Here is a 14,777-nt window from a genome sequence, read left to right on the forward strand (position 1 = left end):
TCATCCTCCAAGATAGGCCTTTCTCACGTGCTCGTTCTCGATCATCTCCGCGCCAGGCCCGGACAGAACGATGCGGCCGCCTTCCAGCAGATAGGCGTGGTCGCACATCTCGAGCGCCGCAAATGCGTTCTGCTCCACCAGCAGGACCGTCGTCCCGGCGTCGCGGATGCCACGGATGATCGCAAAAGTTCGCTCGACGATGTTGGGCGCAAGCCCGAGGGAAGGCTCGTCGAACATGATCAGCCGCGGCCGTGACATCAGCGCCCGGCCGATCGCCAGCATCTGCTGCTCACCACCGGACAAGGTGCCGGCAGCCTGCTTTCTCCGTTCGGCAAGGCGCGGAAACTCGGCATAGATCCGAGCGCGGTCCTCCGATATCTCCGCGGATTTGGTGCGCAGATAGGCGCCCATGTCGAGATTTTCCTCGACCGTCATGTGCGGAAACACCCGCCGTCCTTCCGGACAATGCGCGATCCCTGAGGCCACCACGCGCGGCGGCTTGGCGCCTGCGATATCCTTGCCGTCGAACAGCATCGACCCCGAACGCGGCGCAACCAGCCCGGAGATCGCGCGCAGCGTGGTGCTCTTGCCGGCGCCGTTGGCGCCGATCAGGGCGACGAGCTGCCCGGCCTTGACCTCCAGCGAAATGCCGCGCAACGCCGTGACGCCGCCATAGCCACACACCATGTCGCGGATCTCAAGCACGTGTCGCTCCCTGCCCAAGATAGGCCTCGATGACGGCGGGGTCGTTGCGAATCATGTCCGGCGGTCCCTCGGCAATGATGCGGCCGTAGTTCAGCACCACGATTCTATCAGAGACGCTCATCACCATCGGCATGTCGTGTTCGACGAGCAGGATGGTGACGCCGCGATCCCTGATGTTACGGACCAACTGCACGAAGGTATGGGTTTCCGAGGCGTTCATGCCGGAGACCGGCTCGTCGAGCAGCAGCATCGACGGCTCAGCCGCAAGCGCCAGCGCCACGCCGACAAGCCGCTGCTCGCCATAGGATAACGAGCCCGCGAGATCGTGGGCGCGGCGTTCGAGGCCAACCCATTCGACCAGTTCGCTGGCGCGTTCCCGCAAACGTCGCTGCGACGACCGCGCGCGCGGCAGGCCGAGAATGGCCTCGAGCAGGCTCACCCTGCCCTGGCGATGCAGCCCGACCAGCAGATTGTCGTAAACGGTGTCGTTCGGAAACACGCTGGTGCGCTGGAAGGTGCGGATCAGTCCTAGCTCGGCGATCTGATGCGGCTTCAATCCGTTGAGTGCCGTCCCGCGATAGCTCACGGCACCGTGGGTTGGATCCAGAAAGCCCGTGACGACGTTGAACGCCGTCGTCTTGCCGGCGCCGTTGGGTCCGATCAGGCTGACGATCTCGCCCTCGCCGACCGTGAAGTTCATATCCGAGAGTGCAACGAGCCCCCCGAAATGCGCGGCGACCTTCTCGACCTTCAACGCTATCGCCGTCATCACGCGTGCTCCTTGGCGTCGCGTTCGGAGAAGGTAACCGGGGCAACCGTCTCGGGCCGGCTCCGCCGTTTCGCAAATCGTAACGCCAGCGACGGCACGATGCCGCGCGGCAATACGAACAGGATGATGATCAGCACGCCGCCATACGCGATCCATTGCGCCTTCGGCGCCATGATCGGGCGCAGGAACACAGGCAACAGTCCGAAGATCATGCCGCCGACGACAGGCCCGGCCAGCGATCCCTTGCCGCCGGTGATGACCATGATCACCATCGTCACCGTATTGATGAAGGCAAACACCTCGGGATCGATGATCCGGATGTAGTGTGCGTAGAGACTGCCGGCAGCGCCTGCAATCCCGGCCGAGATCACTGCCGCCAGCGTGAGCGTCTTTGTCACGTCGATGCCGACGGATACCGCCAGCGTTTCGTTTTCCATCAGCCCGCGCATGGCGCGGCCGAAATGCGAATGGACCAGGCGCGAGATCAAGAGATAGGTGACAACCGCGACGGCAAGCACGAAGTAATAGTTCTGCAGCTTGGTGCGGAGGGTCAGATCTCCGAGACCCGGCAATCCGACCGTAATCGAGGGAATATTGGTCAGCGCCAGGGGGCCCTGCGTCAGCTCGACCCAGTTCAGCGCTACCAATCGCACCACTTCGGCGAAGGAGATCGTCACGATTACGAAATAGGCGCCGCGCACGCGGAACGAGAGCAGCCCCACGAGATATCCGCACAACCCCGCAATGGCGATGGCCAACACGAAGCCCGCGATCGGCGGCCAGGGATGGTGAACAATGCGAAAGCCGAAGGGCAAGCCGACGTCAAAGCCAAGCGATGTCAATGCGCTGACATAGGCGCCAATGCCGAAGAACGCGATGTGACCGAGACTGAGCTGGCCGGTAAACCCAAGCAGCAAATTAAGGCTCATCGCGCCGATGATGAAGATGCCGGTCGTGATCAGCGCGTTCATGAGATACGGATCGCGCAGCCAGAGCGGCACCGATGCGAACGCGACGACCGTGAGAATGGCGATGCCTGACTTCATCCGACGCGCTCCGAGCGCGCGAAAAGTCCGGTGGGCTTGAAGATCAGAACCGCGATAATGATCAAGAAGCCCATGGCGTCGCGGTATCCCGACGAAACATAGCCGGCGCCCAGTTCCTCTGCCAATGCCAGAATGAAACCACCAATGACCGCGCCGGTGATGTTGCCGAGCCCGCCAAGGATCACGATCGCGAACGCCTTGACGGCGGCGAGATCGCCCATTTGCGGGAAGATCACGTAGACTGGACCCAGCAGCGCACCCGCCGCGGCGGCAAGGCTCGAACCAATCGCGAAGGTCGAGGTGTAGATCAGGTCGACATTGACGCCCATCAGCGAGGCGGTGTCCTGATCCTGAAACGTCGCCCGCATCGCACAGCCGAGTTTTGTCCTGTTGATCAGGAGATAGGTGACGACGATCAGCATGGCCGCGGCGGCCAGCACGAACAGCCGCAGCCAGGACACCGAGACCGGGCCCAGCACCAGCGGCGCCTCGGGGAACGGCGTGGTCACTGATTTCGCCACGCCACCCCATATCCACAAGGCGCCTGACTGCATCGCGATCCAGGCACCGATCATGACAAGCATGGTCGTGTCAATGTCGGAGCCGCGCAGCGGCCGCAGCAAGCTCAATTCGATCGCCGCCCCAAGAAGCCAGCCGGCGACAACGGCGAGCGGCAATGCGAGGAAGAAGTTAACCCCGAGCTGGTGCACCACGATGAACATGATGTAGGCGCCGAATGTGTACAGTATCCCATGCGTGAAATTCACGACGTTCATGATGCCGAAGATCAAGGTGAGACCGATGCCCAACAGCGCATAGGTGCCGCCAAGCACCAGCATGTTGATCAGATGTTGCAGAAATTCGCTCAAAATGGCTCCCGGATATCTTGATGCCGTCGAGGGCCGCCGTCTGCCGCGGCCCTCGACGTTCAGTCACATGACGTCAGAGCGTCTTCATGCCGATCTTGCCGTCGGTGATTTCGATCAGATAGACGTTGGGCTGGCTCTGGCCGCTTTCCTTGCCTTCGGGACCGGACTTGCGGAACACGATGTCGCCATTCAGGCCCTTGATGTTGATATCCCACAGTGCCGCCTTGATCGCCGCGGGCTCCGCCTTGCCCGCCTTCTCGATCGCCGCCGCCGCGGTGCGGATGCCGTCATAGCCACGAAAACTCTCGGTGCAGCCGGCGAAGTCGTAGCCGCGCTTCTTCCATTCGGCGATGAAGTAGCTGGTCGCCTCCGGGTTCGGCGTCTTCTCGGGAAACCAGGGCAGGAAGGTCGTCAGGTGCATGGTGCCGTTGGCGGCGGCACCCGCCTGCGCGATGATCTGATCCGGATTCTGCGAGCCGCCGGTGGTAATGATGCGCTTCTTGAGACCGAGGGCTGCGGCCTGCTTGAAGATCAGCGTGAGCTGGTCGACCGCTGTCGTCACGATGATGGTTTCGGAGTCGGTCCCCTTCAGCTTGGAAAGCTGCGCGCTCATATCCTGGGCGCCCTGATCCATGGTCTCGACGGTCCCGACCGCGATCCCCTTTTCCTTCATCATCTTGCTGAAATCTTCAGCGGTACCGCGACCCCAGTCGTTGTTGATGATGAGGAAATCGACCTTCTTTAGTTCGAGCTTGTCGACGATCCCCTTGAACGCCGCGGCCTCAATCGCCGACGGCGGCGAGATACGGAAGATGTAGGGATTTCCGGTCGTGGTGATCTTGCCCGACGAGGAGGTCTCGACGACCATCGGCGTTTCGTATTCCATCAGCTTGGGCATCACGGCAAGCGTCAGGCTCGAACCCCATGCCCCCATCAGGATCGGCACCTTGTCGCTCGTGATCAGCTTTTCGGCGACGGCGGCCGCTTCGGTCGGATTGCTCTTGTTGTCTTCGATGACGAGTTCGAGCTTCTTGCCGAGAATGCCGCCCTTTGCGTTGATCTCATCGGCTGCGATCTTGGCGCCGTTGACGACGTAAGTACCGGACGCGGCGAACGCGCCGGTCAGGGGTTCATTCACGCCGATCTTGATGGTTTGAGCGTTGGCGGCACCACCCAGCAAGGCGACCGCCAGCGCAATCGCTGGAACAATTCTGAAAGTCCGTGTCATGTGGTTCTCCAATCTCACGCTGTTCATCTGTCCGCAGTTCAAACCTCGTCGTTTCCGCATCGCGCGGAGACTTCGATCCATCACGTCGCTTCATCATTCTTGGACGAGAAACGACCTACCCAACGCGCCACCCGCGCGCGCAAAAGACTGAAAACCAGCGCCATTCCGTTCAGCTCGGCCGCCGTGTCGTCGCCCGGTGACGAACCCGACAGGCGACGGTCGAGGTTGCCGGCAAACTCCGCGATCAGTCGCGCAGCGAGATCGCGCACCAGCCCCGGCCTCCCGACCTGCGCCAGCATGCCCGTGAGCGTGTATCCGATGGAAAGATCGACGCGCGTCCCCTGCTCGATCGGCACCAGCCGATAACGAATTTCGCCCTGCGTCGAAGACCGGCTGCGCCGGTCATTACCGATACCGACGATGCGGCCGGACATGTCGGCGGGGCTTTGCTCGACGCGTGCGGCCCCCTGAAACGTCGCGGCAATCGGGCCGATCCTGACGCGGATGGCGCCCTCGACGCGTTCCGGCTTCGGCGGCGCCGTCAACGATGCGCCGGGAAGGCAGGCCGCGACGGCTGCGATGTCATCGAACATCGCAAAGACCTGTTCGGGCGGATGCGCGACGCTGAAATGCTGCGTCAGAACAGTTGCCGGGATGAAGTCCGGAATCGACGCGACCGAACTGGCCGCTTCAGGCGAGGTCTGCTCGCTTCCCAGCGGTGGCATGCGTTCGGCGCGGTCCGCGCCGTGATGTACGCTTCGACCCGAGCCGACCGGACCCAGGATCTTCCGTCCTCCGTCCGGTTCGGGTGCGATATTGCGGGCGCGACGCGCTTCGATCACCGATTGCACTGCCCGCACGATGCCGACATAGCCGGTGCACCGGCAAAGATTTCCGGTCAATCCGACGCGGATCAGGCGCTCATCGGCTTGCGGCAGGCGCAGCACCAGATCGCGCGCGGAGACCAGCATTCCCGGGGTGCAATAGCCGCATTGCAACGCATGCTCGCGGGTGAAGGCCGCTCGAAGTTCTGTCGTAACGTCGTCCTCGTCGAGTCCTTCGATCGTGGTGACCTCAGCCCCCTCGCAGGCCACCGCATAGGTGATACACGAACGCGCCGGCACGCCGTCGAGCAGCACCGTGCATGCGCCGCAGACGCCGTGTTCGCAACCGAGATGCGTTCCGGTCAGATCCAGCTTATCGCGAACGAAGTCCGCGAGATTGGTGCGCGGTTCCGCTGATACCTGCACGGCGCGCTGGTTCACGGTGAGTGCGATCATGTTCATGCGGCGGCCTCGCTGACCGCGCGCTTGAGCACATTCACATGAATATGACGATGCGCCGCATTCGAGACGCCCGCCTTTGCCAGCAGGACATCGGCTACACGCGCATCGAAGCGATCCTTGTAGTCGCCGGCTATGCGTCCGCCGAACAATTCCGCCGCATTCGTGATGACGACCGGCGCCGAATCGATCGCGCCGATCACGACGCGGGCGGTTGCAGCGCTCGGATCGATCAGGATTGCACCGATCGCATGCGCGAACTCGCCTGTCTTGCGACAACTCTTTGCGTAGCCCCAGTGCGCCGATGCCGGCATCGCCGGGACGTGAATGGTCTCGACGATCTCGCCATCGCGCAGCGCAGATTCGAGCGCGCCGACGATGAAATCCTCCATCGCGACCATCCGCGCGCCTGAAAGGCTTCGCAGCGTCAATCGCGCACCCAGCGCTGACAGCGCGGACACCCAGTCTGCCGCTGGATCGGCATGGCTGAGGGATCCGCCGACCGTGCCGCGATTGCGCACAGCGCGGTAGGCGATGTTGCCGGCAACGCCCTGCATGGCGCCGCGCGTGACGTCCGGAATGCGTCCGTCCTCGATGTCGGCATGGGTAACGCAGGCCCCAAGCACGAGTTCGTCGCCACGACGCTCGACCTGCTTGAGCTCCGCAAGACCGCTGATGTCGACGATCAACTGCGGCTCCACCAACCGCAGATTGAGCATGGGACCAAGAGACTGGCCGCCGGCAATGATCTTGGCGGAGGTCTTGGCCTCGCCGAGCACGGCGAGTGCCGCCTGCAAGTCGCGTGGACGTTCGTAGCCGAAAGGCGCCGGTTTCATGCTGCCGGCCTTTCTGCGTCGCGCGCAGCCAAAACCGCCTCTACGACGCGATATGGCGTAATCGGCGACTGCATCAGTTCGACGCCAAGCGGGCGCAACGCATCGTTGACGGCGTTGGCGATCGCGGCCGGAGGGGCGATGGCGCCGCCCTCGCCGATTCCCTTTACGCCGAACTGCGTATAGGGCGACGGCGTCTCCATGTGATCGAGACGCGGCGCCGGCACTTCGGTCGGCCCGGGCAGCAGATAGTCGGCAAGTGTCGTCGCCAGCGGCTGACCGGCCGCATCGAACGGCATCTCCTCGTACAGCGCGGTGCCGATGCCCTGGGCCAGACCGCCATAGATCTGGCCATCCACCACCATCGGATTGACGAGAACGCCGCCGTCCTCGACGATGACGTAATCGAGGATTTCGACCTCTCCGAGATCCGGATCGACGGCGACGACCGCGGCATGCGCGGCATAGCTGAAGGTCCCGGAATCGCGCTGTGGCTTGTAGCCCGACGTCACTTCCAGTCCGCCGGGATCGACATCGGGCGGCAGATCCTGCGGCCGGCGATACCAGGTGTGCGCGATTTCCTTTAAGGTAACGCTGCCGTTGACGCCGCGAACTTCGCCGTTCTGCAGGACCACCGCAGCCGGATCGTGTTGCAGCAGCTTGGCGCCGATGCGTCTGGCGCGCTCGCCCAACTCGCGGCAGGCGGTTGCGATCGCACCACCTGCCATCACCATCGAGCGCGAGCCCCAGGTGCCCGTGGAGTACGGCGTCATCGCCGTGTCGCCGTGGATCAAGCGCACCTTGGCGACGTCGACGCCCAGCACCTCATGCGCGACCTGGGCGAGCGTCGTCTCCATGCCCTGACCGTGGGAATGCACGCCGACGCGGAGTTCGAGCCCGCCGTCCGGTGTCAGGCGCGCGGACGCCTGTTCGTGGCCGGGCACCATTGGAATACCCCAGCCGGAATAGACTGAGGTCCCGTGCGCGGCCTGCTCGCAATAGATGGAAACGCCGACGCCGATCTTTCGTCCATCGGCTTCGCCCTTGCGCTGGCGTGCGCGCACGCCTTCGATATCGATTGACGCAAGCGCCCGTCGCATCGCCTCGGGATAATCGCCGCTGTCGAAGTGCTTGTTGGTGATGTTGTCGAACGGCATCTGCTCGGGCTGCACCAGATTGCGCAGGCGCACTTCGCCCGGTTCCAGCCCGGCTTCCGTCGCAACCAGATCGAGCATCAGTTCCAGCGCAAAGCAGACGCCGGTTCGGGCCACGCCGCGATAAGGCAGGATCGGACACTTGTTGGTCGCGACCGAAAACGTCCGGCAGCGATAGGCCGGCATCAAATAAGGTCCAGGCAGGATGCTGGCGACCTGCGCCGCCTCAAGGCACGCCGAGAACGGATAGGACGAGTATGCGCCGGAATCGACGGTCGCTTCGCAGTCGATGCCCCGCAGCCGTCCGTCGCGATCGGCATAGACGGTGATCTTGTAGTGGTGCTCGCGGCAGTTGGAGCTGGCGGTGAGGTGTTCGCGGCGATCCTCGGTCCAGCGCACCGGATGGCCGCGATGCATCGTCAGCCAGGAAAGGCAGACTTCTTCCGGCAGCAAGATTCCCTTGTGTCCGAAGCCGCCGCCGACATCAGGCGAAACGATACGGATTCGGCCCTGCTCCATGTCGAGGCACTCGGCGAGGCCACTGCGCGTGATGTGCGGCATCTGGGCTGAGGAATAAAGCGTGAGCTGGTCGAAGCGGTGATCGAAGGTCGCGACCACGCCGCGCCCCTCGAGCGGCGACATGCACTGCCGCGCGGTCGATATCTCGCGCGACACTTTGATCGGCGCATCGAACGCCCTGGAGATGTCGACCTCGAAGTTGGTTTCGAGAAAGACGTTATCGCCCCAATGCTCGTGCACCAAGGCCGAACCCGGCTCCCGCGCCCTCCGCATGTCATAGACGGCGGGAAGCTCTTCGAGATCAAGCGTCACCGTCGCCGCAATGTCCTCGGCTTCGGCACGCGTCGGCGCCACGCACATGGCGACAAGTTCGCCGACCTGGCGCACCTTGCCGGTGGCGAGCACCGGCTGCTCGGAAATCTTGAATCCCGGCAGCCCTGAAACCGCGCGGATCGGATTGACGCCGGCGAGATCCGCCGCAGTGAAGACGCTGCCACGATAGTGCTCCGGCACGTGGATGCCGCGGATCAGCGCATGCGCCAAAGGGCTGCGCACAAAGGCAACGTCCTGCAGCCCGGCAAGGCGGATGTCAGCCACGAACTGGCCACGGCCCCGCATCAGGCGATCGTCTTCCTTTCGCGGCAGCCGGGCGCCGACGCCTTGTCCGGCGCCCGCTCCGCCTGCGGAAGGAAACTCGCGCTCATTGCGCACGGTGACGTTCTCCCCGATCGAACTGACGCTGACCTCCCTACGCGGCAACGGCTTGCGGCAGAATTGGCGCTACTGCGTCGTATCGCGCACCGGCGCGAAGGCAGAACTCAGGCTGCAGCAGACGCTCGGCGATGACTTCATTGTTCTCGTTGTCGCGAAGGACAAATCGTCCGCTTCGCTCCGTGATCACCGAGACGTCGGCTTCCCTGCCAACCTTGAGGGCGCCGATTTCGTCAGCACGGCCGAGCATTTTGGCCGGGTTAGATGTGACCATCGGCACGACCTGCTCAAGCGCGAGGCCGAGCGCCATCATCGAGCTCATCGCCTGGACGAGGCTGAATTTGGCCTGGCCGGCGAAGGGATGATTTTCGTCATCCTCGTGCTGATCAGGGGTGCCGGCGGGCGCAGGCACATGGGTGTTATAGCCGTGAATGTCGGCGCCGAGCGTGGTGGGAACGATGCCGGCGGCGAGCGCCTTCTTGGCGAGACGATAGGAAAAATGGCTGCCGTGACCGACGTCGACCTTCAAGCCCCGATCGAGCGCCGCCTGGATCACCGGGTGCACTTCCCCCTCACGGTTGACGAAGCCTCCGGGATGCCGCGTGAACGGATGCGCCAGCACATCGCCTTCTCGCAGCAAGGGAATCACGCGCGCCAAAATCGTATCGACGTCTTCGCCATTGGTGCCGCTTTCAGGCAGGCCCCAGAGCTGGCCGAAGTGCACATAGACCGGCAGATCTGCGCGACGTCCAATCTCCGCCGCCATTTCGATAACGCGAATGCCCCAGCGCGCAAAACCGCCGATCTCGGCATGGGCCTTGATGCCGCGAACAATATCGAGATTGGCCGTCGCCGACTTCACCGCGGCATCGATGTCGACGCCATCGGGGCTGTAGAGCTTGGGATAGTAATGGCCTTCGAGCCCGCCCACCAGGTAAGCCGACAGGAATGCATAGACGCGCGACTTCGCAGGCTCGGCGACGAAATGCCGGAAACCCGGCAACGTCATGCATGACGGACCGCCCTGATCGACCAGCGTCGTCACGCCGGATTGCACGCCCACCATGTCGGCATTCATGCCGAAGCGGCCGGTAACATACTGATAGACATGCGCGTGCGTATCGATGAGGCCTGGCAACACCAACTTGCCGGTCACGTCGACCACCTCCCTGGCGCTGGTCGGCAGGATGTCTTGTTGCACGGCGGCGATCTTGCCATTGCGGATGGCGACGTCCTTGATCCCGTCGATGCCGGAGGCCGGGCAGATCACGCGGCCGCCGCGCAGAAGCTGGTCGAAGGTGGCGCTAATAGCCATGAAAGATCTCCTCTGTCCTCGCCGGCGGAGCTAGTCACCGCTCTCGCCAGAATACGAAGCATACTTCGTATTTTACAAGAGCAAACTTCATGCCATGATCTTCCCGTGGCGAAGCCCATCGAATCGAGCTACTCGCATCAATGATCCGAGGCTGGGAGAGTGCGTTGCGGAAAGCAAAAAAGCGTCATGGCGAGACCAGACATCGCCCGTGGCCGCTGTCAGAACGACCGGGCTTTCTGATCCGGCGGCTGCATCAGATTCACGTCGCGCTGTTCCAGGAAGCGTGCGGAGATTTCGAGGTGACGCCGCTGCAATACAGCCTGCTTTCGGCGCTTGCGGTGCGGAAAACCGCCGATCAGACCACGTTGGCGGCCGATATCGCGCTGGACAGGACGACGACGACCGGGGCGCTCAAGCGGCTGGCCGCCCACAATTATGTCGAGAGAGCCGTAAATGATGAGGACCGCCGCGCGCGGCTCTGTAAATTGACGCCGGCCGGAGCGGCGCTTCTGGCAAAAATCGAGGCATCAGCGCGGGCCGCGCACCGCGCCACGCTCGATAACTTAAGTGAACGGGAGCAAGCCGTATTCGTCGACATGATGCAGCGCATCGTCGCGGCACACTCCAATCGCGACAGCGCTACTGCCCTATTCGATTGAGCACGACGGTGCCATCTGCCGCCTTTTTAGTTCGAACTGCATAATTTGTAATCACTCGACACCTGCGCTGTATTCCATTGGAAGCAGCGGGGCGCTACTACAACCGATCGAGCGAAGCGGCTCTGTGTCGATCCTGTCAATGATATCAGGTCGCGGTTGCAGCCAATTCTGGCTCGATATGCGGCACCGCTTCGACCAGTTCGCGTGTGTAAGCGGTTTTCGGATTGTCGAACATGGCCCGGCTCTCGCCCTGTTCGACGATGCGGCCGTTTTGCAGCACGATGGTCCGATCGCACATCATTCGAACGACGTTGAGGTCGTGGCTGACAAAGAGGAAGGCCAGGTCATCCTCACGCCGCAACCGGTCGAGCAGTTGCAGCACCACCGCCTGCACCGAGACGTCGAGCGCCGCCGTCGGCTCGTCCAGCACCAGCAGGCGCGGCCGGCAGGCGATGGCGCGGGCGATGCCGACACGAGCCTTCTGGCCGCCCGAAAGCTGATGCGGAAACCGCGTCAGCAATTCGATGCCCAGTCCAACGCGCCGCGCGCACTCCTCCACCCGCTGCCGCAAGGCGTCGCCTGCGCGCAAGCCGCCAAGCCGCAGCATCGGATGGGCGATGCAGTCAAAGGCGGTGAAGCGCGGGTTGAGGCTGTCATTCGGATCCTGAAAGACGATCTGGATATCCTTGCGAAACGGTGACCGGTGAAAATCGCGCGCCGGGATGTGGCCGATCGACTGCCCCTCGAACGCGATTTCGCCCTCGCTCGGATCGATCAGCCGGCAGATGATGCGCGACGTCGTGCTCTTGCCGGAACCGGATTCGCCGACCAGACCGACACTCTCTCCGGCGCTGATCGTCATTGAAAAGTCTGCCACCGCCGCGGCCCCCTCATCGAATCGCTTGGCGAGTTTCTGCACTTCCAGCAGCGGCGGCGTACCCGGCGCCGGCTGCGGCCGGGCCGCGACGGGCACCGCAATTTGCCGCCCCCTCTCCTCTTCCGGCACCAGGTCCGCGATCCGCGAGCTCGCCGTGGGCGAAGCCGCCACCAGACGTTTGGTGTAAGGGTGCCGTGGCGCGTGGAAGAGAGTTGTCGGCTCGGCCTCCTCGACCAGCCGGCCCTGCTCCATCACAACGACGCGGCGACAGTAGCGGGCGGCGAGACCGAGGTCATGGGTGATCAGGATCGTCGCCATGCCGCGCTCGGCTGCAATACCGGTCAGAAGGTCCATGACGACCTTTTGCGTCGTGACGTCGAGGCCGGTGGTCGGCTCGTCGGCTATCAGCAGCGCCGGATTGCAGGAAATCGCCATGGCGATCATCACGCGCTGGCACATGCCGCCGGAGAGCTCGTGCGGGTAAGCGGCCATCCGCTTTTCGGGGTCGCGAATTTGCACGGCGCGCAGCAGCTCCAGCGCTTGCGCGCGCGCTTCATCTCGCGGCATTCGCTTATGGGCCGTAATCGCATCGGCGATCTGGTCCCCGACCGCACGGATCGGATTGAGCGCTGCACGCGGGTTCTGGAAGATCATCGCCATCGCCGCGCCGTGCAGATGACGGAAATCACCCGCCGATATCCGCGTGATGTCCTGCCCGCGAAACCGGATATGGCCTGCCGTGATCCGCCCGGCCGCATCGAGCAGCCGCGTGATCGCAAAGCCGGTGACTGATTTGCCCGAGCCGCTCTCGCCGACGAGGCCGAGCATCTCGCCCTCGCCGAGCGACAGCGTGACACCACGCACCGCCTCGACAAGGCCACGCCGCGTCGAGAAAGTCACGTGCAGGTCGCTCAATGCCAGCAGCGATGAGGTCATGTTCGCATGCGGGGGTCGAGAATATCGCGCACCCCGTCGCCGAGCAGGTTGAAGCACAGCACCGTCAGCATCAGCGCCAGGCCCGGAAAGGCGACCAGCCACCATTTGCCGGTGGAAATAAAGCGCGCTCCCTCCGCAACCATGATGCCCCATTCCGGCGTCGGCGGCTTGACACCAAGACCGATGAAGGAAAGTCCGGCGGCATTGAGGATCGCCCAGCCGAGGTTGAGCGATATCTGCACCGCCATGGCCGGCAGCACGTTCGGCAGTAGGAAGCGCAGCACGACCGAGAGATGGCTGTCGCCGCAGGCGCGCGCGGCTTCGACCCAGCCGACATTGCGACGGACATTCACCTCCGCCCGCGCAAAGCGGATGTAGAACGGCAGATTGATGATGGCGGTCGCTATGATGATGTTCTCGACCCGATTGCCAAGCGCTGCGACCATCGCCATTGCCAAAACGAAAAGCGGAAAGGCCATCACCACGTCGACGAAGCGGCCGACGCCGCGATCGAGCCGGCCGCCGACATAGCCGCAGATCGCGCCGATGACGGCTCCGATGGCAAAGGAGATTCCGACCGCCGAAACGGCGATGGCGAGATCGAGCCGTGCCGCGACGATAAGGCGGCTGAACACGTCGCGGCCAAGCTGATCGGTGCCAGCGATGTGCGCCGCGCTCGGCGGCATCAGGGCTTGCGACACGTTCGAGACGATCGGATCATACGGCACGATCCACGGCCCGAAAATCGCGATGAGCGCAAGCAGGAAGACACCGGCAGCGGCAACGGCGGTGAGCGGGTTGCCGCGCAGAATCCAGCCGGCATGGCGAAGCGTCGCTGAGGTCATCCGATTGTCACCCGTGGATCGGCGATGCCATAGAGGATATCCACCAGCAGGTTGACGATCACAAACACGGTGGCCATCAGCAGCACAAAACCCTGCACCGGCGCATAATCGGAAGACAGCAGCGCATCGAGCGCATAGGAGGCGACGCCCGGCCAGGAGAACACCTTCTCCACCAGGACATTGGCGCCGAGCATGGTCGAGAACACGATGCCTGCGATGGTGATGACCGGCAGAATGGCATTCCTTAGCGCATAAGTGACGACGACCCGCCACCAGGGAAGACCTACGGAACGCGCGGTGCGCACGAAATCGCTGCCAAGCGAGACCAGCATCGACGCCCGCGTGATACGTGCCAGCGGCGCCACCACGAACAGCGCCATGCTCAGCGCCGGCAAGATCAATTGCCTGAAGGCGGCCCACCATCCATCGAAATCGCCTGCAAGCAGGAAGTCGATCAACAGGAAGCCGGTCCGCCTTGGCGGCAGCGACGCAAAGATATCGACGCGGCCGGTCGGATCGGGCGCAAGCCCGAGCAGGTAATAGAAGACATAGATCAGCAACAGGCCCGAAACGAACGTCGGCACGCAGACGCCGAGCGCGCAGAAAAACCGCACGCCGTGGTCGATGATGGAGCCCGGTCTCAGGGCCGCCAGCACCCCGAGCGGCACCGCCGTCACCAGTGCGATCAACAGCGCCGTGAAGGTGAGCTCCAGCGAAGCCGGCAGCCGCTCGCGGAGATCCTTCGTGACCAGCTGCCCGGTCATCATCGATCTGCCGAGATTGCCGCTGCCGACATCATAGAGATACAGCATCAGTTGTTCCGGCACCGGCTTGTTGAGGCCCATCTGCTTGCGGATGACCTCGATCTCCTCTTTGCCAGCATTCGGCCCCGAAGCGAAGAACACCGCGGGATCCCCCGGCAGCACCCGCATCAAGAGGAAGGTGAAGACGAGCACGCCAAAGAGCGCCGGCAGCGAGGACAGGAAGCGCCTGCCCGCCCGTACCACCGTTGCTCCAAGGGCCTGCAT

General features: G+C 63.4%; 13 protein-coding genes. 1 reads left to right on the forward strand and 12 read right to left on the reverse strand.

Annotated elements, in window-relative coordinates:
• The 9 genes from IVB22_RS18145 to IVB22_RS18185 form a co-directional block, all read right to left on the reverse strand.
• On the reverse strand, window positions 1-705 hold the full coding sequence (locus IVB22_RS18145; RefSeq protein WP_247518673.1) for an ABC transporter ATP-binding protein: 705 nt from the start codon (window positions 703-705) through the stop codon (window positions 1-3).
• Window positions 698-1,474 carry an ABC transporter ATP-binding protein gene (locus IVB22_RS18150; protein WP_247518674.1) on the reverse strand — a complete coding sequence of 259 codons (777 nt, stop codon included), beginning with the start codon at window positions 1,472-1,474 and terminating at the stop codon, window positions 698-700. Before IVB22_RS18150 ends, IVB22_RS18145 begins: the two co-directional genes overlap by 8 nt.
• Window positions 1,474-2,520 (reverse strand): branched-chain amino acid ABC transporter permease, encoded by a 1,047-nt coding sequence (locus IVB22_RS18155; RefSeq protein ID WP_247518675.1) that lies wholly within the window; start codon window positions 2,518-2,520, stop codon window positions 1,474-1,476. Before IVB22_RS18155 ends, IVB22_RS18150 begins: the two co-directional genes overlap by 1 nt.
• On the reverse strand, window positions 2,517-3,389 hold the full coding sequence (locus tag IVB22_RS18160; RefSeq protein WP_247518676.1) for a branched-chain amino acid ABC transporter permease: 873 nt from the start codon (window positions 3,387-3,389) through the stop codon (window positions 2,517-2,519). The genes IVB22_RS18155 and IVB22_RS18160 overlap by 4 nt, the downstream gene beginning before the upstream one ends.
• A gap of 73 nt (window positions 3,390-3,462) precedes the next feature.
• Window positions 3,463-4,617, reverse strand: coding sequence for an ABC transporter substrate-binding protein (locus IVB22_RS18165; RefSeq protein ID WP_247518677.1), 1,155 nt, complete (start codon window positions 4,615-4,617; stop codon window positions 3,463-3,465).
• 80 nt (window positions 4,618-4,697) lie between these two features.
• The gene (locus IVB22_RS18170; RefSeq protein ID WP_247518678.1) at window positions 4,698-5,903 is read right to left on the reverse strand and encodes a 2Fe-2S iron-sulfur cluster-binding protein; all 1,206 of its coding nucleotides are present in this window, start codon (window positions 5,901-5,903) and stop codon (window positions 4,698-4,700) included.
• Window positions 5,900-6,736 carry a xanthine dehydrogenase family protein subunit M gene (locus tag IVB22_RS18175; RefSeq protein ID WP_247518679.1) on the reverse strand — a complete coding sequence of 279 codons (837 nt, stop codon included), beginning with the start codon at window positions 6,734-6,736 and terminating at the stop codon, window positions 5,900-5,902. The genes IVB22_RS18170 and IVB22_RS18175 overlap by 4 nt, the downstream gene beginning before the upstream one ends.
• Window positions 6,733-9,024: a xanthine dehydrogenase family protein molybdopterin-binding subunit gene (locus IVB22_RS18180; protein WP_247518715.1), complete on the reverse strand. Its 2,292-nt coding sequence runs from the start codon at window positions 9,022-9,024 to the stop codon at window positions 6,733-6,735. The genes IVB22_RS18175 and IVB22_RS18180 overlap by 4 nt, the downstream gene beginning before the upstream one ends.
• Window positions 9,025-9,154: 130 nt before the next feature.
• Entirely contained in the window at window positions 9,155-10,432 is a 1,278-nt protein-coding gene (locus IVB22_RS18185; protein ID WP_247518680.1) for an amidohydrolase/deacetylase family metallohydrolase, read from the reverse strand.
• Window positions 10,433-10,731: 299 nt separating this feature from the next.
• Here IVB22_RS18185 and IVB22_RS18190 point away from each other — a divergent pair, with 299 nt between their 5' ends.
• Window positions 10,732-11,091, forward strand: a complete 360-nt coding sequence (locus IVB22_RS18190) for a MarR family transcriptional regulator (RefSeq protein ID WP_247518681.1) — start codon at window positions 10,732-10,734, stop codon at window positions 11,089-11,091.
• 145 nt (window positions 11,092-11,236) lie between these two features.
• Here IVB22_RS18190 and nikE read toward each other — a convergent pair whose 3' ends face one another.
• The 3 genes from nikE to IVB22_RS18205 are packed head-to-tail and all read right to left on the reverse strand — an operon-like array spanning window position 11,237 to window position 14,777.
• Complete coding sequence (gene nikE, locus IVB22_RS18195) at window positions 11,237-12,904, reverse strand: ABC transporter ATP-binding protein (RefSeq protein ID WP_247518682.1); 1,668 nt, start codon at window positions 12,902-12,904, stop codon at window positions 11,237-11,239.
• On the reverse strand, window positions 12,901-13,749 hold the full coding sequence (locus IVB22_RS18200) for an ABC transporter permease (RefSeq protein WP_247518683.1): 849 nt from the start codon (window positions 13,747-13,749) through the stop codon (window positions 12,901-12,903). Before IVB22_RS18200 ends, nikE begins: the two co-directional genes overlap by 4 nt.
• Window positions 13,746-14,777, reverse strand: coding sequence for an ABC transporter permease (locus IVB22_RS18205; protein WP_247518684.1), 1,032 nt, complete (start codon window positions 14,775-14,777; stop codon window positions 13,746-13,748). Before IVB22_RS18205 ends, IVB22_RS18200 begins: the two co-directional genes overlap by 4 nt.

Origin of the sequence: Bradyrhizobium sp. 190 (assembly GCF_023073415.1) — a bacterium.
In the GTDB taxonomy this organism is placed as follows: Bacteria; Pseudomonadota; Alphaproteobacteria; order Rhizobiales; family Xanthobacteraceae; genus Bradyrhizobium.

Coding starts and splice junctions, on each gene's coding strand:
- IVB22_RS18150 (WP_247518674.1), bottom strand. CDS start 1,474: ATGACGGCGATAGCGTTGAAGGTCGAGAAGGTCGCCGCGCATTTCGGG.
- IVB22_RS18155 (WP_247518675.1), bottom strand. CDS start 2,520: ATGAAGTCAGGCATCGCCATTCTCACGGTCGTCGCGTTCGCATCGGTG.
- IVB22_RS18165 (WP_247518677.1), bottom strand. CDS start 4,617: ATGACACGGACTTTCAGAATTGTTCCAGCGATTGCGCTGGCGGTCGCC.
- IVB22_RS18170 (WP_247518678.1), bottom strand. CDS start 5,903: ATGAACATGATCGCACTCACCGTGAACCAGCGCGCCGTGCAGGTATCA.
- IVB22_RS18175 (WP_247518679.1), bottom strand. CDS start 6,736: ATGAAACCGGCGCCTTTCGGCTACGAACGTCCACGCGACTTGCAGGCG.
- IVB22_RS18180 (WP_247518715.1), bottom strand. CDS start 9,024: ATGCGGGGCCGTGGCCAGTTCGTGGCTGACATCCGCCTTGCCGGGCTG.
- IVB22_RS18185 (WP_247518680.1), bottom strand. CDS start 10,432: ATGGCTATTAGCGCCACCTTCGACCAGCTTCTGCGCGGCGGCCGCGTG.
- nikE (WP_247518682.1), bottom strand. CDS start 12,904: ATGACCTCATCGCTGCTGGCATTGAGCGACCTGCACGTGACTTTCTCG.
- IVB22_RS18200 (WP_247518683.1), bottom strand. CDS start 13,749: ATGACCTCAGCGACGCTTCGCCATGCCGGCTGGATTCTGCGCGGCAAC.
- IVB22_RS18205 (WP_247518684.1), bottom strand. CDS start 14,777: ATGCAGGCCCTTGGAGCAACGGTGGTACGGGCGGGCAGGCGCTTCCTG.